Raw genomic sequence first — 23,921 nt, 5'->3', positions numbered from 1 at the left:
AATGGCGTATGAGGCAGGTAAAATAGAAAAAAAATGGCAAAAAATTTGGCAAGAAAAAGAATATTTTGAGCCAAAAGATGATTTTTCTTTACCAAAAAAATACATTTTATCTATGTTTCCATATCCAAGTGGTAGAATTCATATGGGACATGTGAGAAACTATAGCATAGGTGATGCTATGGCTAGATATTATAGAAAAAAAGGTTTTAATGTCTTACATCCTATAGGTTTTGATAGTTTTGGTATGCCTGCTGAAAATGCTGCGATAAAACACGGTATTCATCCTAAGAAATGGACTTATGAAAATATTGATTATATGCAAAATGAACTTGCTTCTTTGGGCTTTTCCTTTTCTAAAAAAAGAATGTTTGCTACTTCTGATCCTTTATATACTAAATTTGAGCAAGAATTTTTCATTAAAATGTATGAAAAAGGACTTGTTTATACTAAAGAAGCTGAAGTTAATTGGTGTGAGAATGATAAAACAGTCTTGGCAAATGAGCAAGTTGAAGATGGCAAATGTTGGCGTTGCGGACATGAAGTCATTAGAAAAAAAATGCCAGGATATTATGTAAAAATTACCGCTTATGCAGATGAATTATTGCAAGATCTTAAAAAATTAGAAGGAAAATGGCCAAGTCAGGTTTTGACTATGCAAGAAAATTGGATAGGTAAAAGCACAGGGCTTAGTTTTGATTTTGATATAGAAGAAAATGATAAAATCAGTGCAAAAAAGATCAATGTTTTTACAACAAGAGCTGAGACTATTTATGGAGTGTCTTATATTGCTTTAGCACCTGATCATGAAATAGTAAACGAATTAATTGATAAAAAATTACTAGATCAAGATACTATCATAAAAATTCAAAATATACAAAATCAAACACCCCGCCAAAGACAAGCTGCGCCAAAAGAAGGATATTTTTTAAATCTTCATGTAATCCATCCACTAAGTAAAGAAAAAATTCCTTTATGGGTAGCTAATTTTGTTTTAAGTGATTATGGTAGTGGGGCTGTTATGAGTGTGCCTGCTCATGATGAAAGAGATTATGAGTTTGCAAAAACTTATAATTTAGCTATAAAAAAAGTAATTTATAAAGATGAAAATGATGCACAATGCTACACTTTAAAAGAAGGTGTTTTAACCAATAGTGGCGAATTTGATCAATTAGAATGTAATGATGCTAGAGAAAAAATTAGTTTAAAAATTGAATCTTTGGGTATTGGTAAAAAGGTTACCAATTTTAAAATTCGTGATTGGGGTGTTTCTAGACAAAGATATTGGGGTGCTCCTATACCAATGATTAAGTGTAATTCTTGTGGCATAGTTCCTCAAAAAATAGAAAATTTACCTATTACCTTGCCTGAAGATGTGATTATAAATGGAGAGGGAAATCCACTTGATAAGCATGAAATATGGAAAGAGTGCATTTGTCCAAAATGTGGTAAAAAAGCACAAAAAGAAAGCGATACTTTAGATACTTTCTTTGAAAGTTCTTGGTATTTTGCGCGTTTTGCAAGTGATGATAAAACATGGCAAGAAAAAGCAGTAGATGAAAAAAGTGTTAATTATTGGATGAATGTTGATGAATATATTGGCGGGATTGAACATGCGATATTGCATTTACTCTATGCTAGATTTTTCCAAAAAGCACTTAGAGATTTGGGTTATTTAAAAGATGATGAGCCTTTTAATAGACTTTTAACCCAAGGAATGGTCACTAAAGATGGTGCTAAGATGAGTAAATCTAAGGGTAATGTAGTAGATCCTGATTATATTATAGAAAAATATGGAGCAGATAGCGCAAGATTGTTTATATTGTTTGCTGCACCACCTGCTAAAGAACTTGAATGGAACGATAGTGCGCTAGAGGGTGCGTTTAAATTTATCAATAGGCTTTATGAAAAGGCTATGAGTTTAGAATGTGGAAAATTACAAGAAATTGATCATCAAAGTTTAAATAAAGAAGAAAAATATGCTAGATTAAAAGTATATGAAGCTTTGAAAAAATCTTTTGAAGTTTATGAAGAAAGTTTTGCCTTTAATACCTTAATAGCTGCATGTATGGAAGCTTTAAATGCCTTAAATGCTATAAATCATAAAGAAGTTTTAAAAGAAGCTTTTTATATTATTTTAAATATTTTAGAGCCTATTATCCCTCATGTTTGTTTTGAGCTTAGCGAGCATTTGTTTAAATGTGAAAATTTTAAAGTATTAAAAATAAAAGAAGAAGTTTTTGTAAAAGATAGTTTTAATATAGCTATTAGTGTTAATGGTAAAAAAAGAGCACAGATTGAAATAAATTCAGAGGCTAAAGAAGATGAGATTTTAGCTTTGGCTAAAGAAAATGTTGCAAAATGGCTAGAAGGAAAAACCATTGTAAAAGAAATTTATATTGATAAGAAATTGGTAAATTTGGTGGTTAAATGAAAAAATATTTAATATCTTTTTTTGCTTTTTTTATTATATCTTGTGGATATATCCCATCATCTCAAATGGCAAGTAGGGTTTTGGGTGAAAATGTATTTTTGAAAATCAATATTAGTAAACAAGATCCCGAAAATAGTGTTTATATAACAGATATTTTAAGAGAAGCTATGCTTAATAAGCTTGGCAGAAAAGTCACAGATGAGCATAATGCAGATAGTTCTATTATAGTTACGATGAAAAAGTTAGAATTTCATCCTATGGTGTATGATAGAAATGGTTATGTAGTTAATTATAAAGCAGAGCTTTACTTGGAATTTCTTATGCGTTATAAAAATGGTAAAGAAGAAGTTGTAAATACCAAGGGAAGTTATAATTTTGATATTAATCCAAATTCTATTATTAGCGATCAAGCTAGATTTGAAGCAATTAAAAATGCATCAAGTGAGGCTTTTGATGAATTTGTTTCTATCATAGCTATTAGGGGTTATAAATAAATGGCAAGTCATATCAATGAGATTGCAAAAGAAACATTGATAAAATTAAAAGAGCGTAAGTTGCATCCAACTCCTGAAAATTATAGTGAGGTATTTGAAGAATGTGCTAAAAAAGCGGGAGTGATGAGTTTTAATAAAGCAAGGATAGAAAAATATACTAATCTTTTAGATGATATTTATAAGCAAGAGCTAAAAGGAAAAAGCATTCGAACTATTGATGAGTTTTTGATGTTTTTAGTTTCTAGACTTAATAGGCAAGTAAGTAGAAAATATGAAGATGTTTATGCTTTGCTTGATTTGATTGTGCAACAGCTTAGTATTAGCAAAGATAAAAAAATCAAAGAATTAGCAAAAATTACTCAACACAGATTATCTCAAGCTATGGATTTAGAAACCATATATCTTTTAAGGGCTAAATGGAGAGAGCTTGAAAAATCTTATGAGGATTATGAGCTTTTAAAAAAATTAGAAGAATTTAATATTCGAGCGTTTTTGGATTTTCACACTTTAGTTGAAAAACTCATTGTTATGTTAAAGGAGAGATCTTATGAGAAGCAGGCTGAACTTTTACTAGCTTCTTTGGAGTCTTTGTTTGGAGCAAGTAAAGAGCTTGAGCAGTTTAAACAAAATTTAAAAGAAAATCCTAAATTAATTGCCAGGAAAGAATTTGCACATGAGTATTATTTAATGTTGCAAAAAAAAGAAGCAACAGATAAATATTATATACAAAAAAACCTTTCTTTTTTTAATCAGCACTTAGAAAGCTTAAATGAAATGGTATCAAAGCTTTATGATAACAGCCAAGAAGATGTGAAATTTATTAATGCTTTAACTAAAGATGAAAATGGTAATGTTCAAATTAATTTTGATACACTAAAAGATAAACTTTTGTATGCAAACGAGCAAATAGCGCAAATTAAAACTCAAATTCAAGCTACAAGTGATGATGAGCAAAGAGAGCAGTGGAGTCTTGCTCAAGAACTTAAAAAACTTGATGAAAACTATAAGCTTTATGCTGTTAATTATGCATTATGTTTTTTTAAAATTAATAATATAGAGCATGTTATTAATGTTTATGGTGTTGATAGTTTTAAGGCAATTAGTGGAAAGTTTAAAAAGATACTTAAAGATTTATGTAAAGATATGGGTGAAATTTGGATTTTAGATGAAAGTTCTTATTTGGTTATACTTCCAGGTAAAAATTTAGAAAGTGCTCAGATTTTTATAGAAAAAGCCTTAAAGCTTATAGATGATTATAAATTTATTTATAAAGAAGAAGTGGTTAAACTTATTTTATCATCTTCTTACATAGAAAAAAAAGAATTTCCAGATGGTGATATTTTAAAAGAATTAATCCAAAAAGCTTAGCATGAAATTTCAACAAACACTTTCACAAAAAACTATGTATGTGCAAAAAATTAGTAGATTTTTTATGTTTAGCATGTATGAGAAGTATAAAAAATTTATTCCAAAAACTAAAAATATCCAAATTATTGGCACTAATGGTAAAGGAAGTACGGGTAGATTTTTAGCGCTTTTACTTTTAGAGCAAGGATATAAAGTAGGTCATTATACAAGTCCACATATTTTTGAATTTAATGAAAGATTTTGGTTAAATGGTAAAATTGCAAGCAATGAACTTTTAGAAAAAGCGCATGAAAAACTAGAAAGTGTTTTTTTGGAAGATGTAAAAAAACTTAGTTATTTTGAATACGCTACTTTTTTAGCTTTTTTTATTTTTAAAGATTGTGATTATGTGATTTTAGAAGCCGGAGTAGGTGGGGAGTATGATGCGACAAGTGTTTTTGAAATAGATTTTAGTATTTTTACTAAAATAGGATTTGATCATCAAGATTTATTAGGTAAAAATTTAGAAGAAATAGCAAGAACAAAATTAAAAGCCATGAGTGCTAAAGCTTTAATTAATCATAAGCAAGAAGCAAAAGTATTAAATTTGGCTCAAAAAATAGCAAATTTAAAACAAGCTAGTTTAAGTATCAGTTTGCTAGAAAAAAATAATTTTATTTATCCTTATGTGCAAGAATATATTCAAAAGCACAATTTTGCAACTTTTTTAAAAGATAATCTTTTTTTAGCTTTAGAAGCTTTTTCTAAAATTTGTGCTAAAAATGAAAAAGAATTGATTCAAAGTATCAAAAATCTACCAAAACTTGATTTAAAAGGAAGGTGCGAGCAAATAAGTCAAAATATTTTTATTGATGTAGGACATAATGAAATGGCGGCTTTAGCTTTAGTTGAAATTTTCAAGGAAAAAAAAGTTCATTTAGTTTATAATTGCTTTTTAGATAAAGATTCTTATAAAATTTTAAAGGTCTTAAAACCTATAATAAAAATAGTTGAAATTTATGATTATGAAAGTAAAGATAGACCTTTGGCGGGTTCTGTTTTGCTAGAAAATTTAGAAAAATTAGATATTGTTTATCAAAAATTTGAACAAATAAAAAAAGATGAGTTATATTTAGTTTTTGGTTCTTTTGTATTGGTAGAAAAATTTTTAAGAGGCTATAATGAAAGATAAATTTACGCTAACTATTACAGATGTAAATGGTTCTAGACATTTTTTATTAAGTCAGATTATAAAAAAAGTAATAATTTATTTTACTACTTTTGTTTTTGTTGTTATAGTTTTAGGTGCTTTATATATTAATTATCTAGCAGATAAGCGTTCAGAGCTTTTAAAAGAACAAGAAATATTATCTTCAAAGAATACTAAATTGTTTTCTCAAAATGAGAGTATGCAAAAAAGTTTAGAGGAAAAAACAGCCTTATATGATGAACTCCAAACCCAACTTGCAGATATTGAGGATAATTTAGGCTTAAAGCAAGATGAAAGTTTAGATATACCAGAAAGATTAGAAAAAGTCAAACTTACTAATGATCAAGCTTATTTATTTTTAACACAAATTCCAAATGGTCATGTGATAGAAGATAATGGAGTCACAGGTAATTTCGGATGGCGTCATCATCCTATATTAAATAAAAAAGAATTTCATCCAGGTATTGATTTAAGAGCAGCTTTAAAAACTCCTATTTATGCGCCTGCAAATGGAGTGGTTGAATACGCTGCATATAGCAATAATGGTTATGGTTACTCAGTGATTTTGATCCATAATTTTGGTTTTAAAACGGTTTATGCGCATATGACGCGTCAGGATGTTGTCAAAGCAGGGCAATTTGTAAAAAAAGGTGATTTGTTGGGTTATACAGGAAATACAGGTCTTTCTACGGGGCCGCATCTGCATTATGAGGTTAGATTTATTAATAAACTTTTAGATCCTAAGATTTTTATAGATTTAAACCGAAAAAACTATGAACAAATTTTTGAAAAAGAAAGGAGAGTGCCATGGCAATCTTTAATAAAGGCTCTATTGCTGCAGTATCCGAAACTACAGTCATTTCAAACGGAGCAAAAATAGAAGGAAAATTTTATTTTGATTCTATGCTTCATTTAGATGGAGAAATCACAGGAGTAATTAATTCTTCTAATGTGATAGTGGTAGGTAAAAGTGGTGTTTTAAAAGGACAAGTTAAGGCAAGTAAGATAGTAATCAATGGAGTTTTTGAGGGAGAAATGCAAGTTGATTCTTTAGAAATTTTATCCGGCGGTGTACTTAATGGTAATATCATAGTTAAACAATTAAGTATTGAAAATGGTGGGAAATTTAACGGAAGTAGTAAAATAATTGAAAAAGAAGAAGAGCTTGCAACTATTGATGTGAGTATAGAAAATTCAGAAAATGCAAGCTAAATTATATGAATATTTATTAAGTAATAAAACTGAGTTAATAATTTGTGAGAATGATAAAGAAGCAGATGAATTAGCTCAAGTTTGCTTATTTTTAAAATTAAAAACTTTTATTTTACCTGATTTTAGAGCAGAATTTGGTAGCGATTTACGCTCTTTTTCTAAAGAACTTTTTGAAATTTGTAAAGTATTAAATGCTTATCATAAAGAAAATGAAAATAAAATTTTAATATCTCCTATAAAAACAATTTTGCAAAAGTTACCAGGTAAAAAGCATCTAAAAAACATTATTCTTAAAAGAAATTCACTTCTTGCTTTAGAGAAATTTAAAGAAGAAATTTTACATAGTGGATATGAGTTTGTAGATATAGTTCAAGATAAGGGTGAAATTTCAATACGCGGGGATATTATAGATATTTTTGCGATTAATGAAGAACAACCTTTTAGAATTTTACTTTTTTCAGATGAGATAGAAAGTATAAGATATTTTGATATACATACACAAAAATCAATCCCTACTGAACTCTCCAATATAGAAATTTGTCCTTTTTTGAGTGCTTTTAGTCAAGAGCAATATGAAAATTTACAAGAAAAAATTCAAAATTTCCAAAGTCAAAGCATTATAAATGATGTTAATTCTTTAGGTTTTTGGTGTGTTGATGATTTTTGTGATTATTTAGATTTAAATTTTGTAAGCATAAAAAAATTTGATGTAAATGATTTTGAAGAAGATATTAGCAAAATCAATCAAAATATTTTATCTGAACCAAGATTTTATAAAGATTTGGTAAGTTCTTATAATTATGATTTTTTCACTTTTCACAAAGATAAAAAAATTACTATTTTGGCAAAAAATGAAGCTTTGTTTAAAGCTTTAAATTTAGAAGAATTTTCAAATATTAAATTAAAAATATCCCAAGAAAGAATTAATTTAAGTACTCAAGATGAGCTTATCATATCTTTAAATAAAAAAGAAAAAAACAAAAGAGTTAGAAAAGCAAGTTTGGTAATAGATGAGCTTAGAGTTGGCGATTTTGTTGTGCATGAAGATTATGGTGTAGCTAAATTTTTAGGTCTTGAGATTATTGCAATAGCGGGAGCAAAAAAAGAATTTGTCGCTCTTGGGTATTTAAATAACGATAAGCTTTTATTGCCTGTTGAAAATTTATATATGATTGATAAATATATCGGTGCAAGTGGTGGCGTGCCTTTACTTGATAAGCTTGGAAAAGGAAGTTTTTTAAAAATCAAGGAAAGATTAAAAGAAAAATTATTTGCCATTGCTTCAAATATAGTTTCTTTAGCAGCGGCTAGAGCTTTGATAAAAGCAAAAGAATTAAAAATTTCTCAAGAATTACAAGATGAATTTATCAATAAGGCAGGATTTTTTTACACTAAAGATCAAAGTCAAGTTTGTCAAGAAATCACTCAAGATTTAAAAAGTATGCAGGTGATGGATAGGCTTTTAAGTGGCGATGTGGGTTTTGGTAAAACAGAAGTTGCTATGAACGCTATATTTACTTGTGTAAAAAGTGGTTATACGGCTTTATTTTTTGTGCCAACTACTTTGCTTTCAGCCCAGCATTTTAAAACCTTAAAACGAAGATTTGATTCTTTTGATATAGAGGTTTTTAAGCTAGATCGTTTTACTAGTGCTAAAGAAAAAAAACAAGTTTTAGCATTTTTAAAAGAAAATAAGCCTTGTGTAGTGGTTGGAACGCATTCTCTTTTAGGGGTTGAGTGTGAAAATTTGGGTTTAGTCGTGATAGATGAGGAGCATAAATTTGGTGTAAAACAAAAAGAAAAACTCAAGGAACTAAGTAAAAATTCACATATTCTATCTATGTCGGCAACGCCTATACCAAGAAGTTTAAATCAAGCTCTTAGCTCTTTAAAGTCATATAGTGTTTTACAAACTCCACCTGAGGATCGTTTGGATGTGCGTACATTTGTTAGAGAAAGTAATGACGCTTTGATTAAAGAAGCTATTTCAAGAGAATTAAGAAGAGCAGGACAGATTTTTTATATACACAATCATATAGCAAGTATTGATGGGTGTAAAAAATATCTTTTAGATTTGTTTCCAAATCTAAAAATTTTAATCTTGCATTCTAAAATTGATGCAAAAACTACTGAAGAAGAAATGATTAAATTTGAAAATAAAGAATATGACTTATTGCTTTGTACTTCTATAGTTGAAAGTGGTATTGATTTAGCAAATGCAAATACTATTATAGTAGAAAATTCAGATCGCTTTGGTATGGCTGATTTGCACCAACTTAGAGGAAGAGTAGGGCGTAGTGCTAAGCAAGGATATTGTTATTTTTTGATTGAAGATAAGGAAAAAATCACAAAAGATTCTTTAAAAAGACTTATGAGTTTAGAGAGCAATTCTTATTTAGGCTCAGGAAGCGTGCTTGCTTACCATGATTTAGAAATTCGTGGGGGTGGAAATTTATTAGGTGTGGATCAAAGTGGACATATAGAACAAATTGGTTATAGTTTGTATCTTAAAATGTTAGAAGATGAAATTAATAAGCTAAGTAAAAAAGAAGAAATTAAAGAGAAAAAAATAGATCTAAAGCTTAATATCAATGCTTTTTTAAATAGTGAGTATATTAGTGAAGATCGTTTGAGATTAGAACTTTACAGAAGACTTAGTAAGTGTATGAGTGCTAATGAAGTTTATGAGATAGAAAGTGAGATGAATGATCGTTTTGGAAGGCCTGATATCTTCACAAAGCAGTTTTTGGATTTAATTATCATAAAAATTTTAGCTAGCAAACATTATAAATTAGTGAGCAATTATGAACAAAATATTTGTTTTGTAAAAGATGATGAGAGCAAAGAAGTCATTAAAGCAAAAAGTAAAGACGATGATGATGTAATTGAGGCTATTTTGATGCATTTAAGAAAGAGTGAAAAAGCATGAGTGGATATGAAATTTTTAAAGCTTTAGTTAATGCAAATATTGATTATAAAGATTTTGAATGGCTAGAAAATAATACTTTAAGTGAGTTTGAAATTTTAATTTCTGTAGTTTTAACTCAAAATACAAACTGGAAAAATGTATTGAAAGCTTTGACAAATTTAAAACAAGCAAATATTACTAAGATAGAAGATTTATTAAATTTAAATACTCAAGATTTAGCGTTTTTAATAAAGCCAAGTGGATTTTATAATACTAAGGCAAAATATATTAAAAATTTTACTCAAAAATATTTTCAATATTTTAATTCTTTTGAGCTTTTTAAAGAAGAAGTTGATAGAGAATGGCTTTTGGATATTAAGGGTTTTGGTCAAGAAAGTGCTGATGGAATTTTAAATTATATATGCAAAAAAGAAGTTTTAGTAGTTGATGCTTATAGTGCAAAAATAGCTAATTATTTAGGCTATGAGTGTCAAAGTTATGATGAGTTGGCAGATTTTTTAAAAAAAGACATAACTAAAAATCAACAAGAATTGTGTGTTTTATTAAAAAAAGAATGTAAATTATATGAGCTTTATCAAATTTTTCATGCTTTAATTGTTTCTTTTTGTAAAACACACTTTCAAGGTAAAAAACTTTCAGAGGATGGTGTACTTATTCTAGATCCTTTAAAATTTTAAATTTATTTTTTATTTAAAAAGTTATTTTTTTACGATTAAAGTGCTATAATGTATTTAACTTCATAAAAAGGAGAAGTAATGAATACAAGTATAGTTGGAAAGCAATTTGAGCTAACTGAGTCTATAAAAGAGTATGTGGAAAAAAGCTTTGATGCTTTAAGTAAATATGGCTTAGATGTGATTTCTGCGCGTTGTGTTATAAGTGCTGATGAAAGGCATGGAAAGAAAGGATTTTGGGCTGAATTTAGCATTAATCTAGCCGGTATTAATACAGTGGTTGTAAAGCAAAAAGATAAAGACTTATATGCTGCTATAGATTTAGCCATTGATAGAATTTCTAAGGTTTTAAGAAGATTGCATGATAAAAATATTACCCATAAACATCAAGATGAGATAAAAGAAAATTTAGTATTACCGAGCTTGATTGAGGAAGATGAGATAGTTCCAACAGAACTTGAGCTATATAAGCCTTTGGAAATTGAAGAAGCATTGGAAAAATTAAAAGCAAGTAAAGATATATTTTTAGTTTTTAATGACATAGATGCAAAAATGAGGGTGTTATATAAGAAAAAAGATGGTAAATTTGGTTTATTTTAATAAAAATCTAGCCTTTTTTAAAGGCTAGATTTATTAGAAGAGTTTGTTAAAAATTTTATCTATTGCTTGATCTACTTTTTTACCTGTATTTTTAGCACCATCACTAGCATTTCCACCTATTGTATTAACAATAGAATTTACAACACTTTTTGTATCAAGACTTACTTTAGGATCTTGCGTTGTTCCTTTTATAACACCTTTGAAGTTTGCTCTATCAATGACGATATTAAAAGGAATGTTTAATTTGGTACTTTTTGTATCAACCTTACCTTTGCTAATATTTATATTGCTTCTATCAGCCACTAGGTTTAAATTTAAATCTATAAGATTTTTGTTGATATTTATTTTGGCTTCACCGTTGCGATATACATCTTGAGTGATATCTTTTTGTAAAAGTAACATTAAAGCACCTGTGATGAGATTTTTCTTAAGTTGCCCATCGGCTAAATTCATTAGCACTACACCACTTTCTTTTAAAAGATTATAATCAATGCTTAAATTTGATTTTGCTTGGTAATAATCAGGTAAATCTAAGCTTTGAGTTAAATTTGAAAGATCGGTATTTTGCATTTTAGCGTTAAAAATATTATTTTTTAAAGTGGCATTTAATGAGCCGTTAAATATATTTTTACTATTAATACTTGCATCTATTAAAGCGTTTTTAAAATCAAATTTTCCTTCAAAATCAGCCTTGCCTTTTAAGTTTCTATCAACTAAAAATCCTAACTTAGAAAAATCTTGCAATGATATATTATAAGTGCTTATTAGATCCATTTGATTAAGATCAAATTTACCTTTTAATGAATTAATATTTGCAAATGAACTTAAAACTTTAGCGTTAAAATCAATGATTGATTTAGAAATTTTTCCATCAAGATTGATTTTTGCTGAAGTATTCTTTGGAAATTTTTTCTCTAAAAGCTTGGATAATTCTACTTCATTAAAAGAAGAATTAATATTTGCTTTAAAATCACCATTAATATTGTTAAAATCAAGTGACTTTAAGTCAATATCTGCATTTACATTACCAAATGCTAAAACTTTTTGTCCTATCAAAGGAAAAAGTTGTTCTAATTTTATATTATCAATTTTTGCTTGTAAACTTTTTCCATTGGATTTTGCATTGATAAGCCCTTGCATGATTTTAATATTTGCATCAAGATTTTGAATTTGATTTGACTTAAGATCAACTTTGGCATCTAAATTTAAAGGTCCATTGAGATCTTGTTTGGTTAAAGGTTTTAATTTGTTAAGATTATCTATAAAAGCACTGATTTGTACATTTAAATCTTTGTTTGTAAGGTTATATGAACCTTTTAGTTGAGGTATTTTTGCTAAGTTTGAATCAAGTAAAGCTTCATAATCAATCAAAGAATTTTTCGCATTTGCTTTAGCTTGTAAGTTAAAATTTGTTTTTGGAAAATCAAGATTGCTTAGTTTTTTAAATTCCATAACATTTATATTTGCATTGTTTAACCTAGTGTTTAGATTGAAATTTTTAAAATCAAGCCCTTGTGTTTTTAAATCTAAAACTAATTTAGAATTAATAAAGGCAGGTATGGATATGGTTTTTAAAAGTTCTGCTACTTCTATATTAGTTGTATTGATATTAAGATTATTATTTTCTAAAACAGCTTTTAAGCTACCACCAAATCCAAGTAAGTCAGCATCTAATTTTTGTAATTGATTGTTTGCAAAAAGTAAATTACCTTGAATTTGACTTTTACCTTGGAGTTTCATTTTGGCTAGAGATGAAAATTGATTAAAATCATCTATTTTGATATCAAAATCACTAGTTAAGCTTTGTTTTGCTATATCATAAATGCTTTTTTGTATATAAAGTTTGAAGAAGTTGCTTAAAATTTCACTTTTAGAAATAACTTCATTGCTTTGGATTAAAGATCTTATTTCACCTTTTATATAGCTTTGTTTTGGTAAGCTTAGATTAAAATCTTTTTCAATTAGAGTATTGTTGATAGAACTTGTGTAAAAATTAATCAAAGCATTACCATTTGGTTTTAAATCTTTAGCTTGTATATCACTTATAATACTAATTTTTCCTTGAGCATATCTTGGTAGATTAGCAAAATCTAAAATTTGAGCCAAATCTATATTTTTACCAATAAATTCAAGATTTATAGGAGAAAAATCAACAATTTTTGCATCTAAGCTAAGATTAGAATCAAACAAAAACCCATTACCTTTTACTAAAAAATCACTACTTTTACCTACAGCACTACCTTTAAATGTAAAATCTTTATCACTTTTTAAGCCAAGATTTTGAATATAGTTTTGTTTAAGTCCTAAAAGATAGTTTAAATTAAATCCTAGTCTTAAAGGTGATATGCCACCTTCTATGTTAGCAAAAAATTTATCATCAATATTTGCTTTAATGTCAAGTTGTGAAAAACTAATTTTAAAATTTTCAAATTTAACATTCATACCACTTTTTTGAGCAATAATCGTTTCGATTCTTGGCTTTAAAAAAGCATTACCCATGCTTGTAAATAATAATGTATATATAGCTAGAAATACTATACACACTACACCTAAAAGAATGTAAAGAATTTTTTTCATGAGAAACCTTTATAATAATATATCATATAAATTTAGTGATATAGACTAAACTTATATGATATATTTTACTTAATTTATTGACAATTAACTTTCTTTAATGTATAATTCTATCACTCAAAAACAAAGAGTGCTAAAAATGGCACATTTTAGAAAGGATAAAAAATGAATTTTCAACCTCTAGGAAAGCGTATTTTAGTAAAACGCTTAGAAGAAATGAAAACTACTGCTTCTGGGATTATTATACCAGATAATGCTAAAGAAAAACCATTAAATGGTGAAGTTGTTGCAGTAAGCAAAGAAATAGAAGATATTAAGGTAAATGATAAAGTAATGTTTGCAAAATACGGTGGAACTGAAATTAAACTTGATAATGAAGAGTATTTAGTTCTTAATGTTGAAGATGTTTTAGGGATTATTAAATAAAAAAGGATAAAAAATGGCAAAAGAAATATTTTTTTCAGATGAAGCAAGAAATAAACTTTATGAAGGTGTTAAAAAACTTAATGATGCTGTAAAAGTCACTATGGGACCACGCGGCCGTAATGTATTAATCCAAAAAAGTTTTGGTGCTCCAACTATCACAAAAGATGGTGTGAGTGTAGCTAAAGAAGTGGAATTAAAAGATTCTTTAGAAAATATGGGTGCTTCTTTAGTTAGGGAAGTAGCTAGTAAAACAGCTGATCAAGCAGGCGATGGAACAACAACAGCAACAGTTTTAGCGCATGCTATTTTTAAAGAAGGTTTGAGAAATATTACAGCAGGTGCTAATCCTATCGAAGTTAAAAGAGGTATGGATAAAGCTTGCGAAGCTATAGTAGCTGAACTTAAAAAACTTTCTCGTGAAGTTAAAGATAAAAAAGAAATAGCTCAAGTTGCAACAATTTCTGCGAATTCAGATGAGAAAATCGGAAATTTAATCGCTGATGCTATGGAAAAAGTTGGAAAAGATGGTGTTATCACTGTTGAAGAAGCAAAATCAATCAATGATGAATTAAATGTAGTTGAAGGTATGCAATTTGATAGAGGTTATTTAAGCCCATATTTCATTACAAATACTGAAAAAATGACAGCTGAATTGCAAAATCCTTTTATTTTGTTATTTGATAAAAAAATTGCCAACTTAAAAGATTTATTACCAATTTTAGAACAAATTCAAAAAACAGGAAAACCACTTTTAATTATAGCTGAAGATATTGAAGGTGAAGCTTTGGCAACTTTAGTTGTAAATAAATTAAGAGGTGTTTTAAATATTTCAGCAGTTAAAGCTCCTGGTTTTGGCGATAGAAGAAAAGCTATGCTTGAAGATATTGCTATTTTAACAGGCGGTGAAGTGATTTCTGAAGAGCTTGGAAGAACTTTAGAAAGTGCTAGTATTCAAGATTTAGGTCAAGCTTCAAGCGTGATTATTGATAAAGACAATACAACTATTGTAAATGGTGCAGGTGAAAAAGCAAATATTGATGCAAGAATTAACCAAATCAAAGCTCAAATTGCTGAAACAAGTTCAGATTATGATAGAGAAAAATTACAAGAAAGATTAGCTAAATTAAGCGGCGGTGTAGCGGTGATTAAAGTTGGTGCGGCTACTGAAACTGAAATGAAAGAGAAAAAAGATAGAGTTGATGATGCATTAAGTGCTACAAAAGCTGCAGTTGAAGAAGGTATAGTAATAGGTGGTGGCGCTGCATTAATCAAAGCAAAATCAAAAATCAGCTTGAATTTGCAAGGCGATGAGGCTATTGGTGCAGCTATTGTAGAAAGAGCATTAAGAGCACCTTTAAGACAAATTGCTGAAAATGCTGGATTTGATGCTGGTGTAGTTGTAAATACAGTAGAAAATAGTAAAGAAGAAAATACTGGTTTTGACGCTGCAAAAGGTGAATATGTAAATATGCTTGAAAGCGGTATTATCGATCCTGTTAAAGTAGAAAGAGTAGCCTTACTTAATGCGGTATCGGTAGCTAGCATGCTTTTAACAACTGAAGCTACAATTAGCGAAATTAAAGAAGACAAACCTGCTATGCCTGATATGAGTGGCATGGGTGGTATGGGAGGCATGGGTGGTATGATGTAATAACCGCCTTTATATTCTTTAGCTTTCTTTATAGAGTTGCTTTTTGTAGCAACTCTTTTAAATTCTTTCATATTTTTTCATACTCGTTTTATTTTGTTATAATAGATGTAAAATTATAAGGATTTTACATGAAAAATTTACAAGAAGAGCAATTTTCTAACTCAAAATATATTAAACCTAAAAGATATACTTATATAGGTAAAGATAACAAAAAATACACTTGGGATTTTATAGAAGCATTAGATAGTGTTTCTGTTTTTTTATATCATACTCAAAAAAATTCTTTTGTTTTTGTAAAGCAATTTAGAATTCCTTTATGGGATTATCAAAAACGCAATAACTTAAATTTAAACGAGATGGGATTTAGCATAGAGCTTTGTTCAGGTCTTGTTGATAAAGATTTGAGTTTAGAGGAAATAGCTAAAGAAGAATGTATTGAAGAACTAGGTTATGCTCCTAAGGTTGTAGAAAAAATAGGGGAATTTTATACAGGTTTTGGTTCAGGTGTTAGTAGACAATTTTTATTTTTTGCTGAAATTAATGAAGATGATAAAATTGGTAATGGTGGTGGAATTGAGGGGGAAGATATCCAAGCAGTATGGATAAAAAGAAAAGATTTTGAAAAGTTTTCTAAAGAAAATCCTATAAAAACTCCTTTACTTGAGTATGCGTATTTATGGTTTAAGGGTAAGAATTAATCTTACCTCTTTTTATTTTTCCTCTTTATTTTCAATATTTAGATCTTTTTCATCAAGCATTTCTTTAAAGATTCCAAATAAATCTTCAGAAGCCTTTTCAGCATTAGAGCATTTATCTAAAATTTGATTTTGTACTAGTTTATCACTTGTATCTTCATTATGTGCTAAAGCAACGGCTTGGTTCATATTTTCATGTACTTTTTGATGTGGTAAATTTAACTTACCAAAAGTTCTTCCGCCAGAAAATCTTTCCTTGCCAATACCAGCAATCCATTTTGCAAGTCTGCAACTTAAATGATCAGATAAAGTTTTTCCTGAAGCATGAATAATTTCATTATATCCATTTAATTTAAATGCAATATGATCTAGTTTTGCTAGTGATATGAATATTTCAGAGGTAATGCTTTTAGCGTGAGAACTAGTTGAATTTGCATTAGAAATTAATTGAGCAAAATTACTAGAGAATTTTACTATATGCTCATTAGATTCTAATGATACTTTTTCTACTTGTTCACTTTGTCCATACATCTCATCAGCATTTTGTTTTAATAGGTTAATATTTAATTCTACTTCAGAAGTTGCTTTTTGTGTTTTTTCAGCAAGTTTTCTTACTTCATCAGCAACAACAGCAAAGCCTCTGCCGTGTTCTCCTGCTCTAGCAGCTTCGATTGCGGCATTTAGTGCTAAAAGATTGGTTTGATCAGATACATCTTTGATTAAGTTAATAACATTAGTGATCTCATCAACGCTGCGGTGTAAATTTCCCGCTGTATCTCTTGAGCGATTAGCTGATTCTATAATGCTTTGAAGTGAAGATATGATAGAGTGAGTTATTGAATTTAACTCTTGCATATCTTTTAAAGAGGAATCAGAATATTGAGAAATCATTTCCGCTTTATTAACATTTTCCTGCATATCACTTTGAACATTTGCAATACCTTTTAAAACACCATTTAATAGCATTTCCAAAAGATTTGTTTCAAGTTCAGTTTTTCCGCAATTTCCTTGAAGTTGTTTTTCATAATTTTTAATTAATTCTTGTTTTTCTGAAAGAAGTCTTTTGTTTTCTTCTTCTAGTTCTTTGATTTTATTTTGTAAATTTTCAAAGTCTTGTGATAATTGACTTTTTTTTCCAAACATATTTAATCCTTAAAAGTTAAAAAAATCGGTAGAAATTATTTTTTATAATTTGATAAATAAGTATTTAATTCATCCTTTAATTTTAACTTTTCTTTCTTTAGATTTGCTATTTCTAAGCTATCTAGATGAATTCTACCTTCTTCTGCATCTTTGATTTTGTGATCAAGTTTGTTGTGCTCTTCAAACAACTTATCAAAATGCATATCCTTGCCTTTTAACTCGGTGATTAAATCCCTAAATTCATGTAGCATGTAAGCCTCCTTTTTTGAAATTTTATTGTTATTGATTATAGCTTAAATAAGTTAAATGTATTTTAACTCGTCAGGTTTTTGTTTATTTTTAATAATCTTTTTAGCTATTTTTATACTATCTGCTGTACCAACGATTAACAATTTTGCACCAGTGCCTATTAAAGTGTCTCCTCTTGGCATAGGGGTAAATTTTTTATTTTCCAAAATTCCTACTATGCTAACATTTGCCATATCTCTTAAATGGATTTCTTTTAGTCTTTTAAATCTCACCCATGACTCGTCAGGAATTTTAACCTCTTCTAAATCAATAGGGCTATTTTTTTTGTAAAGATAATTTTCTAATAAATTTTCCATATCAGGTCTTGCTGACATAGCACTAAGTCTTTGTGCGACCAATTTTGTAGCAGAAACTATGGAATTTGCTCCAAGTTTTTTGAGTTTTTCAGTTTCGTCTTCATTGCTTGAGCTAGCTAGTATAAAATAAGGATTGATTCTTTGTAATTCTTTTTCAAACAATCTCACTGAAGCAATGATGGCTATATTATCTGCTATGTTATTGCTAAGAGTAATTACACCTTTTGCGCTAGAAAGATTGGTCTTTAAAAAGGCTATATTTGTATGTGGGGCACTTTCTATATAATAAGGATAATTATATTTTTCAGCTATCTCGCTAAAATTTTCTATTTCATCAACAACAACAAAAGGAATGTGATTTTCTTTGAATTGCTGTGCTAGTTCTATGGTAAAATCATTGTGATAGCATATTACAAAATGATTTTTTAATCTTGCAACTTTATGAAGCATTCTTCTCTCCTTGATTATTTTAGACAAGATTCCTTTTTTTACTATTTCTATCACTAAACCCATGCAAAAAGTAAATATTGTAAAAGTTAATAACACATATATAACGGTAAAAATTCTACCCGCTGTTGGTATGGGATTGACTTCAGTGTAGCCTAAAGTGGTAAATGTCATACCAGCTTGGTAAATAGCATCATTGAGATTATAATTACTTGTAAGCATATAACCAAAAGCTCCAATTAGTGTCATTATTACGACAGCAATAAGAGGAATTCTTAAAAATCTAAGCTGTTCGTAAAGCTCGTCATTGAGGTTGATTGAAGGTTTTGGAGAAGGGGACCAATTGAGGAATTTTTGTAGCTTTTTCAAAAAAGACATAATAATTCCTCGTTTATGTTAAGGATTATTTGCTACTCTGTTTTTTAAGTGTTCTTAAAGTTGAAGCAGCAACTCTAACTTTTCTAGTAGTTCCATCTTCTAAAGTAATACGAACTGTTCTTAAATTTGGCAAAAAGCGTCTTTTAGTTTTGTTGTTAGCATGGCTAACATTGTTACCTACCATAGGTCCTTTTCCTGTAATTTGGCAAATTCTTGACATAAATTTTTCCTTATGAAATAAAAATAATTTTTAGCATTATATCTAAAGCAAGCTTAAAAAAATCAAATATTATTAAAAATACATAAAGAAAATTTGATAATAAGTATGATAAAATTATTTTTTATTTTATTGGAGATATATAATGTATGTAGCGCCAAGTTTATTGTCTGCAAATTTTTTAAACTTAGAAAATGAGATTAAAGAAGTATCTCAAGCGGGAGCTGATTTGTTGCACATTGATGTGATGGATGGACATTTTGTGCCAAATCTTACTTTTGGTCCTTGTGTGATTGAAAATATTTCAAAAATTACTTCAGTACCTTTAGATGTGCATTTAATGGTGCATAATGTTAGTAGTTTTGTAGATTTATTTATACCTATAAAACCAAAATTTATTAGTTTTCATTTAGAAGCTGAAAACCATCCTATTAGGGTGTGTGAGTATATAAGAAAAAACGGCATTCATCCTGCTATTGTATTAAATCCACATACTCCAGTTTCAAGCATAGAACATATTTTAGAATTTGTAGATATGGTGCTTTTAATGAGTGTTAATCCAGGCTTTGGCGGCCAAAGTTTTTTACCTTTGGTGTATAATAAAATTCGCCAGTTAAGAGAAATGATAGATAGGAAAAATCTTAAAGTTTTTATAGAGGTTGATGGTGGGGTAAATGGCTTAAATGCACCTGATTTGGATGAAGCAGGAGCTGATATTTTAGTCGCGGGTAGTTATATTTTTTCTTCGCAAGATAAAAAAACAGCAATTAATTCTTTAAAGCTTGAATTTTGAGCCAACAACAAATCGATGATTTAATCATCAAACTAAGCAAAGAAAACAAACCTTTTCCTTGGGTTTTAAAAGAACTTGCAAAAATAGAAGAATTAAACCACTATGATTTTGATTTATATATTTTTGAGCTTTTAGGACTAGGGGTAGAGCTTAATGCACAAAATTGTTTGTGTTTAAAAAGTAAAAATACAAAAATAAAAGATGAGATATTTTGTGTTGTAGATATTGAAAGTACTGGCGGGATAAAAAGTGGTCAAATTTTAGAAATAGGTGCTGTAAAAATTCAAAATTATAAAGAAATTGATAGATTTGAGAGTTTTGTAAAAGTAGAAAGCATACCTGAAAATATTACAGAATTAACTGGGATTAGTTTAGATATGGTAGAAAATGCTCCTTCTTTGAAAGCTGTGTTAAATGATTTTAAGTTATTTTTAAAAGATAGCATTTTTGTAGCACACAATGTGCGTTTTGATTATCATTTTATATCTAAAGCTATGTATGAAAATGATTTTGGAGTGCTTTTAAATAGAAGATTATGTACTATTGATTTAGCTAAAAAATGCATTGAAAGTCCCAAATACGGTCTTGATACTCTAAAAGAGTTTTTGTGTATTGAAAGTAAGCATCATAGAGCCTTAAGTGATGCTTTGGCTGCAAGTGAAATTTTAAAATACTGTCTTAAAAAAATTCCTTTTTACATTAAAACTACTGAAGAATTGTTACATTTTAGCAAGCAAGCTAAAAATCAAACAAAAAAATAAACTTTGTTTTGTATTTATTGCTATACTTCTTTTGCATAAATGACGGGAGCTTGTGATACAGGCTGAGAGTAAGCTAAAAGCTTAGACCGCACCAGAACTAGGTAATGCTAGCGTTGGGATAATTTATCAACTACTCACATACCCTTCATTTATCCAAATTTATTTCAAGGATAAATTCAAATGAAAACTCAAATGTCTTATGCAAAAGAAGGAATTTTCACAAAGCAAATGCAAATTGTTGCGCAAAAAGAGCAAGTAAGTGAAGATTTTTTGCTTGAAAATATAGCATGTGGAAAAATTATCATTCCTGCAAATATTAATCATAAAGCATTAGATCCAAATGGTATTGGCTATGGACTTAAAACGAAAGTAAATGTGAATTTAGGTGTTTCAAATGATTGTGTAGATTATAGTGAAGAGATGAAAAAGGTAGAATTGGCTCACAAATTTAATATAGAAGCTATTATGGATCTTAGTAATTATGGTAAAACGAGTCGTTTTAGAGATGAGCTAATTGCTACTTCAAAAGCTATGATAGGTACTGTGCCTGTTTATGATGCGGTAGGTTTTTTGGAAAAAGATTTAAAAGATATTAAAGCAAAAGATTTTTTAGATGTAGTATATCATCATGCTAAAAGTGGAGTGGATTTTATGACAATTCACGCAGGGATAAATTCTCGTGCTGCTAGGGTTTTTAAAGAGTGTGATAGGATTACTAATATAGTTTCAAGAGGAGGTTCAGTTCTTTATGCTTGGATGCAAATGAATGATGCTGAAAATCCATTCTATGAATATTATGATGATTTGCTTGCTATATGTAAGGAATTTGATGTGACACTTTCTTTGGGTGATGCACTAAGGCCCGGTTGTACTCATGATGCAAGTGATGGAGCTCAAATTGCTGAACTTATAGAACTTTCATTGCTAACCAAAAGAGCATGGGCTCAAGATGTACAAGTAATGATAGAAGGACCTGGTCATATGGCTATTAACGAAATAGAAGCTAATATGCAACTTGAAAAAAGAATTTGCAATGGAGCTCCATTTTATGTTTTAGGACCATTAGTTACTGATATAGGTGCAGGATATGATCATATAAGTGGAGCAATTGGTGGAGCAGTTGCAGCAGCAGCTGGCGCTGATATACTTTGTTATGTAACTCCTGCTGAACATTTAAGACTTCCAAATTTAGAAGATGTAAGAGATGGTATAGTAGCAACTAAAATAGCAGCTCATGCAGGAGATATAGCCAAGCTTCCCAAAGAAAGAAAAATAGATGATGAAATGAGTAAAGCAAGACAAGATATTGATTGGGAAAAAATGTTTAAATTAACAATTGATGGAGAAAAGGCTAAGAAAATGTTTAATGAAAGAAAGCCTGAAGAACTTAATTCTTGTTCAATGTGTGGAAAAATGTGTGCTATGAACACTATGAATAAAATTTTAAAAGGTGAGGATGTAAGTTTGATAAAAGAATAAACCCTCGATTGCGAGGGTTTATTTTGATTAATCTATTACTTTATAATTATAAGGTTTTAGATTTTTATCATCTTCAAGAAGTTTTGCTGGTGGATTACCATTTACTTCTTGGTGTTTATAGTAGCGATCACCTGCTTTATTACCATTTAGATCTACTTTATAGTGAATTTCACCTGGATTTAATTTTTGAATATCTTCAAAACCTAAATTTGAAGTTTTGAAATCTTTAATGCCATTTTTGGCTGCAATTTCTGCTAGCTTAGTTTGTCCTTGTCTTGACATATCAACTGATTGTAAAAGCATTCTCGAAGCTTCTCTAGGATTGTGGAAACCTGTTGAGTTTTCAGCACCTACAAAGTCCGCTCTAATTTGAGATTTTCTATGTAGTTCTAATACTTCTTTTAATTCAGTCGAAATTTTAGCATCATCTGCTTTGCCATCAGTTTGAAATTTAGGCATTTTTCCAAGTTCTGCACGAATAGTTTCTATATCTTTAATCAAGCTTACTAAAGAATATTCAGCTGTTCTTAAATTATGGGCTACTGAATTTTGAATATCTTTTACTTGTTTAGCTAGATAGCTTTCGCTTTGAGTGTGACAAGTTTTACAAGCTGAGTTAATATCAACTAAAGGTGAAGTAATATTGTGGTTAGTAACTTTTTTTGCACCTTTTCTAATATAAGGCATATGACAATCTGCACAACTTACACCATTTGCAGCATGCACTCCACCACTATAAAGTTCGCTTTCTGGGTGTTGAATTTTAATCATTGGCGCTTTTGTGATTTTATGAACCCAATCACTTGGAAAATTTTCTCTATTTTTTTCATAATAATCATCAATCATTTCTATTCTAAATGGCTCGCCTTTTTTCCACTCACTCCATGGAAATGCTAGCTCTATACCATCAACTTCGATTTCAATTGGCTTGTTACCATCTCTCCAAGAATCAAACTCATCATAAGTTTTTTGAGTGCCATTCCACCATTTTTTAGAACTATCATTAGCAATACTTTCGCCTATAGTTTTCACTTTAGTGCCTGTTGGTTTGAAGTAGTATTCAACATGACATTGAGAGCATACTAAAGTTCTCATTTCGCTTCTTGAAGCTTTAACACCTTGTTTTTCGTCTGCTTCATAACCTCTTGAAATTAATGCTTTAATTAAAGCTGGTCTTGTAAGTCTTAAACTCATATCTGTTGGGTTGTGGCAATCTGCGCATGTTACACCCATTCTTTTTCCACCATGAGGACCGCTGTGTTCAGGTGAGTTTTCTTTAGCTCCATTTACAGCTGGGATAGTTTTAACCATAGTCCAATATTTTGCAGAGTTAAATGCTACCCAATCACCTTTTGCAGTGTTGTTTAAAAGCCATGGAGTCCATCCGCTATGGCAGTTCATACAAGCTGTTGGTTGACCGCCAAATCCTGTAAAACCATGTGCATTTAAGAAATCTTTATTATTTCTAGCTGTATCCATTTGATCTACTTGAACCCAAAAGTGTCCTCTTTCTTCATTTGCATCAATGCTAAATGGATAACCTGCCCAAAGAACAGTTAGTTGTGGATAGCGAATAAGCTTTGAATAAGCTAAATTTCCACCAAATTCTGTTGCATTAGGTGTTTGTTTTTCTACTGCTGTGTGCATGTCTAAATAATCAGGAAAGTTCTTTCCCCAGTAATCAAAAGTAGGATTTTCATCACCAAGTTTTACAATTTCTTGTGAAATGATCCCACCTACTGAATCATTTGTTTTAGCTGTAATGTCCTGATTAAGCCATAATACACCTGCAATAGCTACTATAGTAGCACTTATAGCACTATATAAAATGCCTTTGTTATTCATTAAATACTCC

21 protein-coding genes, 1 pseudogene and 1 riboswitch are annotated in these 23,921 nt (G+C 29.3%); of the genes and pseudogenes, 15 read left to right on the top strand and 7 right to left on the bottom strand.

The genetic code is table 11. The features are described 5' to 3' along the window. The first annotated feature begins 1 nt into the window (after window position 1). The 9 genes from leuS to hpf all read left to right on the top strand — a co-directional run bounded on the left by leuS (window position 2) and on the right by hpf (window position 10,897). Window positions 2-2,431 carry a leucine--tRNA ligase gene (leuS, locus tag L8W57_RS00825; RefSeq protein ID WP_263661829.1) on the top strand — a complete coding sequence of 810 codons (2,430 nt, stop codon included), beginning with the start codon at window positions 2-4 and terminating at the stop codon, window positions 2,429-2,431. Beyond that, window positions 2,428-2,925: an LPS assembly lipoprotein LptE gene (gene lptE / locus L8W57_RS00820; RefSeq protein ID WP_133318709.1), complete on the top strand. Its 498-nt coding sequence runs from the start codon at window positions 2,428-2,430 to the stop codon at window positions 2,923-2,925. The genes leuS and lptE overlap by 4 nt, the downstream gene beginning before the upstream one ends. After that, window positions 2,926-4,293, top strand: a complete 1,368-nt coding sequence (locus tag L8W57_RS00815; protein WP_133318710.1) for a hypothetical protein — start codon at window positions 2,926-2,928, stop codon at window positions 4,291-4,293. 1 nt (window position 4,294) lies between these two features. Further along, window positions 4,295-5,464: a Mur ligase family protein gene (locus L8W57_RS00810; RefSeq protein ID WP_263661828.1), complete on the top strand. Its 1,170-nt coding sequence runs from the start codon at window positions 4,295-4,297 to the stop codon at window positions 5,462-5,464. Beyond that, window positions 5,451-6,362 (top strand): M23 family metallopeptidase, encoded by a 912-nt coding sequence (locus L8W57_RS00805; RefSeq protein ID WP_243705623.1) that lies wholly within the window; start codon window positions 5,451-5,453, stop codon window positions 6,360-6,362. The genes L8W57_RS00810 and L8W57_RS00805 overlap by 14 nt, the downstream gene beginning before the upstream one ends. Further along, on the top strand, window positions 6,290-6,694 hold the full coding sequence (locus tag L8W57_RS00800; protein WP_133318713.1) for a bactofilin family protein: 405 nt from the start codon (window positions 6,290-6,292) through the stop codon (window positions 6,692-6,694). Before L8W57_RS00805 ends, L8W57_RS00800 begins: the two co-directional genes overlap by 73 nt. Beyond that, on the top strand, window positions 6,684-9,623 hold the full coding sequence (locus tag L8W57_RS00795; RefSeq protein WP_263661827.1) for a DEAD/DEAH box helicase: 2,940 nt from the start codon (window positions 6,684-6,686) through the stop codon (window positions 9,621-9,623). Before L8W57_RS00800 ends, L8W57_RS00795 begins: the two co-directional genes overlap by 11 nt. Further along, entirely contained in the window at window positions 9,620-10,300 is a 681-nt protein-coding gene (locus L8W57_RS00790; protein ID WP_263659040.1) for an endonuclease III domain-containing protein, read from the top strand. The genes L8W57_RS00795 and L8W57_RS00790 overlap by 4 nt, the downstream gene beginning before the upstream one ends. A gap of 78 nt (window positions 10,301-10,378) precedes the next feature. Then, a complete protein-coding gene (hpf, locus tag L8W57_RS00785) occupies window positions 10,379-10,897 on the top strand; it encodes a ribosome hibernation-promoting factor, HPF/YfiA family (protein WP_133318716.1) in 519 nt (172 codons plus the stop codon). Between the two features lie 33 nt (window positions 10,898-10,930). On the opposite strand, the gene L8W57_RS00780 is transcribed toward hpf, so the two are convergent. Next, window positions 10,931-13,474 carry a hypothetical protein gene (locus L8W57_RS00780; RefSeq protein WP_133318717.1) on the bottom strand — a complete coding sequence of 848 codons (2,544 nt, stop codon included), beginning with the start codon at window positions 13,472-13,474 and terminating at the stop codon, window positions 10,931-10,933. Window positions 13,475-13,636: 162 nt separating this feature from the next. Here L8W57_RS00780 and groES point away from each other — a divergent pair, with 162 nt between their 5' ends. From groES to L8W57_RS00765, 3 genes are all read left to right on the top strand, one after another. Beyond that, on the top strand, window positions 13,637-13,897 hold the full coding sequence (gene groES, locus L8W57_RS00775) for a co-chaperone GroES (RefSeq protein WP_039626536.1): 261 nt from the start codon (window positions 13,637-13,639) through the stop codon (window positions 13,895-13,897). A gap of 13 nt (window positions 13,898-13,910) precedes the next feature. After that, window positions 13,911-15,548, top strand: coding sequence for a chaperonin GroEL (groL, locus tag L8W57_RS00770; RefSeq protein ID WP_070256698.1), 1,638 nt, complete (start codon window positions 13,911-13,913; stop codon window positions 15,546-15,548). Window positions 15,549-15,676: 128 nt separating this feature from the next. Further along, window positions 15,677-16,246, top strand: a complete 570-nt coding sequence (locus tag L8W57_RS00765; RefSeq protein ID WP_263661826.1) for an NUDIX domain-containing protein — start codon at window positions 15,677-15,679, stop codon at window positions 16,244-16,246. A 12-nt stretch (window positions 16,247-16,258) separates the two neighbouring features. On the opposite strand, the gene L8W57_RS07905 is transcribed toward L8W57_RS00765, so the two are convergent. The 5 genes and pseudogenes from L8W57_RS07905 to rpmB form a co-directional block, all read right to left on the bottom strand. Further along, complete coding sequence (locus L8W57_RS07905) at window positions 16,259-16,606, bottom strand: CZB domain-containing protein (protein ID WP_410689985.1); 348 nt, start codon at window positions 16,604-16,606, stop codon at window positions 16,259-16,261. A 99-nt stretch (window positions 16,607-16,705) separates the two neighbouring features. Beyond that, window positions 16,706-16,990 (bottom strand): annotated as a pseudogene (locus tag L8W57_RS07900) (methyl-accepting chemotaxis protein); the annotation flags it as partial. Between the two features lie 431 nt (window positions 16,991-17,421). Beyond that, window positions 17,422-17,637, bottom strand: coding sequence for a YdcH family protein (locus L8W57_RS00755; RefSeq protein WP_133318720.1), 216 nt, complete (start codon window positions 17,635-17,637; stop codon window positions 17,422-17,424). 51 nt (window positions 17,638-17,688) lie between these two features. Then, the gene (locus L8W57_RS00750; RefSeq protein WP_220566855.1) at window positions 17,689-18,816 is read right to left on the bottom strand and encodes a potassium channel family protein; all 1,128 of its coding nucleotides are present in this window, start codon (window positions 18,814-18,816) and stop codon (window positions 17,689-17,691) included. A 25-nt stretch (window positions 18,817-18,841) separates the two neighbouring features. Beyond that, entirely contained in the window at window positions 18,842-19,036 is a 195-nt protein-coding gene (gene rpmB, locus L8W57_RS00745) for a 50S ribosomal protein L28 (protein WP_012661734.1), read from the bottom strand. 142 nt (window positions 19,037-19,178) lie between these two features. On the opposite strand from rpmB, the gene rpe reads away from it, so the two are divergent. From rpe to thiC, 3 genes are all read left to right on the top strand, one after another. After that, a complete protein-coding gene (rpe, locus tag L8W57_RS00740; RefSeq protein WP_220566854.1) occupies window positions 19,179-19,826 on the top strand; it encodes a ribulose-phosphate 3-epimerase in 648 nt (215 codons plus the stop codon). Then, a complete protein-coding gene (locus L8W57_RS00735; protein WP_263661825.1) occupies window positions 19,823-20,587 on the top strand; it encodes a 3'-5' exonuclease in 765 nt (254 codons plus the stop codon). The genes rpe and L8W57_RS00735 overlap by 4 nt, the downstream gene beginning before the upstream one ends. A 32-nt stretch (window positions 20,588-20,619) precedes the next feature. Beyond that, a riboswitch (TPP riboswitch) is annotated at window positions 20,620-20,724 on the top strand. A 43-nt stretch (window positions 20,725-20,767) separates the two neighbouring features. Then, on the top strand, window positions 20,768-22,066 hold the full coding sequence (gene thiC / locus L8W57_RS00730) for a phosphomethylpyrimidine synthase ThiC (protein WP_263661824.1): 1,299 nt from the start codon (window positions 20,768-20,770) through the stop codon (window positions 22,064-22,066). A 27-nt stretch (window positions 22,067-22,093) separates the two neighbouring features. Here thiC and L8W57_RS00725 read toward each other — a convergent pair whose 3' ends face one another. Beyond that, window positions 22,094-23,911: an ammonia-forming cytochrome c nitrite reductase subunit c552 gene (locus L8W57_RS00725; protein ID WP_133318725.1), complete on the bottom strand. Its 1,818-nt coding sequence runs from the start codon at window positions 23,909-23,911 to the stop codon at window positions 22,094-22,096. Window positions 23,912-23,921: the final 10 nt, after the last annotated feature.

Origin of the sequence: Campylobacter sp. IFREMER_LSEM_CL1890 (assembly GCF_025772045.1) — a bacterium.
Taxonomy (GTDB): Bacteria; Campylobacterota; Campylobacteria; order Campylobacterales; family Campylobacteraceae; genus Campylobacter_D; species Campylobacter_D lari_D.
The sequence above is the reverse complement of the archived record's forward strand: the minus strand, read 5'-3'. Positions and strand labels throughout refer to the sequence as shown.

Coding starts and splice junctions, on each gene's coding strand:
- rpmB (WP_012661734.1), bottom strand. CDS start 19,036: ATGTCAAGAATTTGCCAAATTACAGGAAAAGGACCTATGGTAGGTAAC.
- L8W57_RS00800 (WP_133318713.1), top strand. CDS start 6,290: ATGGCAATCTTTAATAAAGGCTCTATTGCTGCAGTATCCGAAACTACA.
- thiC (WP_263661824.1), top strand. CDS start 20,768: ATGAAAACTCAAATGTCTTATGCAAAAGAAGGAATTTTCACAAAGCAA.
- L8W57_RS00755 (WP_133318720.1), bottom strand. CDS start 17,637: ATGCTACATGAATTTAGGGATTTAATCACCGAGTTAAAAGGCAAGGAT.
- L8W57_RS00780 (WP_133318717.1), bottom strand. CDS start 13,474: ATGAAAAAAATTCTTTACATTCTTTTAGGTGTAGTGTGTATAGTATTT.
- L8W57_RS00750 (WP_220566855.1), bottom strand. CDS start 18,816: ATGTCTTTTTTGAAAAAGCTACAAAAATTCCTCAATTGGTCCCCTTCT.
- L8W57_RS00725 (WP_133318725.1), bottom strand. CDS start 23,911: ATGAATAACAAAGGCATTTTATATAGTGCTATAAGTGCTACTATAGTA.
- L8W57_RS00790 (WP_263659040.1), top strand. CDS start 9,620: ATGAGTGGATATGAAATTTTTAAAGCTTTAGTTAATGCAAATATTGAT.
- L8W57_RS00815 (WP_133318710.1), top strand. CDS start 2,926: ATGGCAAGTCATATCAATGAGATTGCAAAAGAAACATTGATAAAATTA.
- lptE (WP_133318709.1), top strand. CDS start 2,428: ATGAAAAAATATTTAATATCTTTTTTTGCTTTTTTTATTATATCTTGT.
- leuS (WP_263661829.1), top strand. CDS start 2: ATGGCGTATGAGGCAGGTAAAATAGAAAAAAAATGGCAAAAAATTTGG.
- groES (WP_039626536.1), top strand. CDS start 13,637: ATGAATTTTCAACCTCTAGGAAAGCGTATTTTAGTAAAACGCTTAGAA.
- L8W57_RS00765 (WP_263661826.1), top strand. CDS start 15,677: ATGAAAAATTTACAAGAAGAGCAATTTTCTAACTCAAAATATATTAAA.
- rpe (WP_220566854.1), top strand. CDS start 19,179: ATGTATGTAGCGCCAAGTTTATTGTCTGCAAATTTTTTAAACTTAGAA.
- hpf (WP_133318716.1), top strand. CDS start 10,379: ATGAATACAAGTATAGTTGGAAAGCAATTTGAGCTAACTGAGTCTATA.
- L8W57_RS00795 (WP_263661827.1), top strand. CDS start 6,684: ATGCAAGCTAAATTATATGAATATTTATTAAGTAATAAAACTGAGTTA.
- L8W57_RS00810 (WP_263661828.1), top strand. CDS start 4,295: ATGAAATTTCAACAAACACTTTCACAAAAAACTATGTATGTGCAAAAA.
- groL (WP_070256698.1), top strand. CDS start 13,911: ATGGCAAAAGAAATATTTTTTTCAGATGAAGCAAGAAATAAACTTTAT.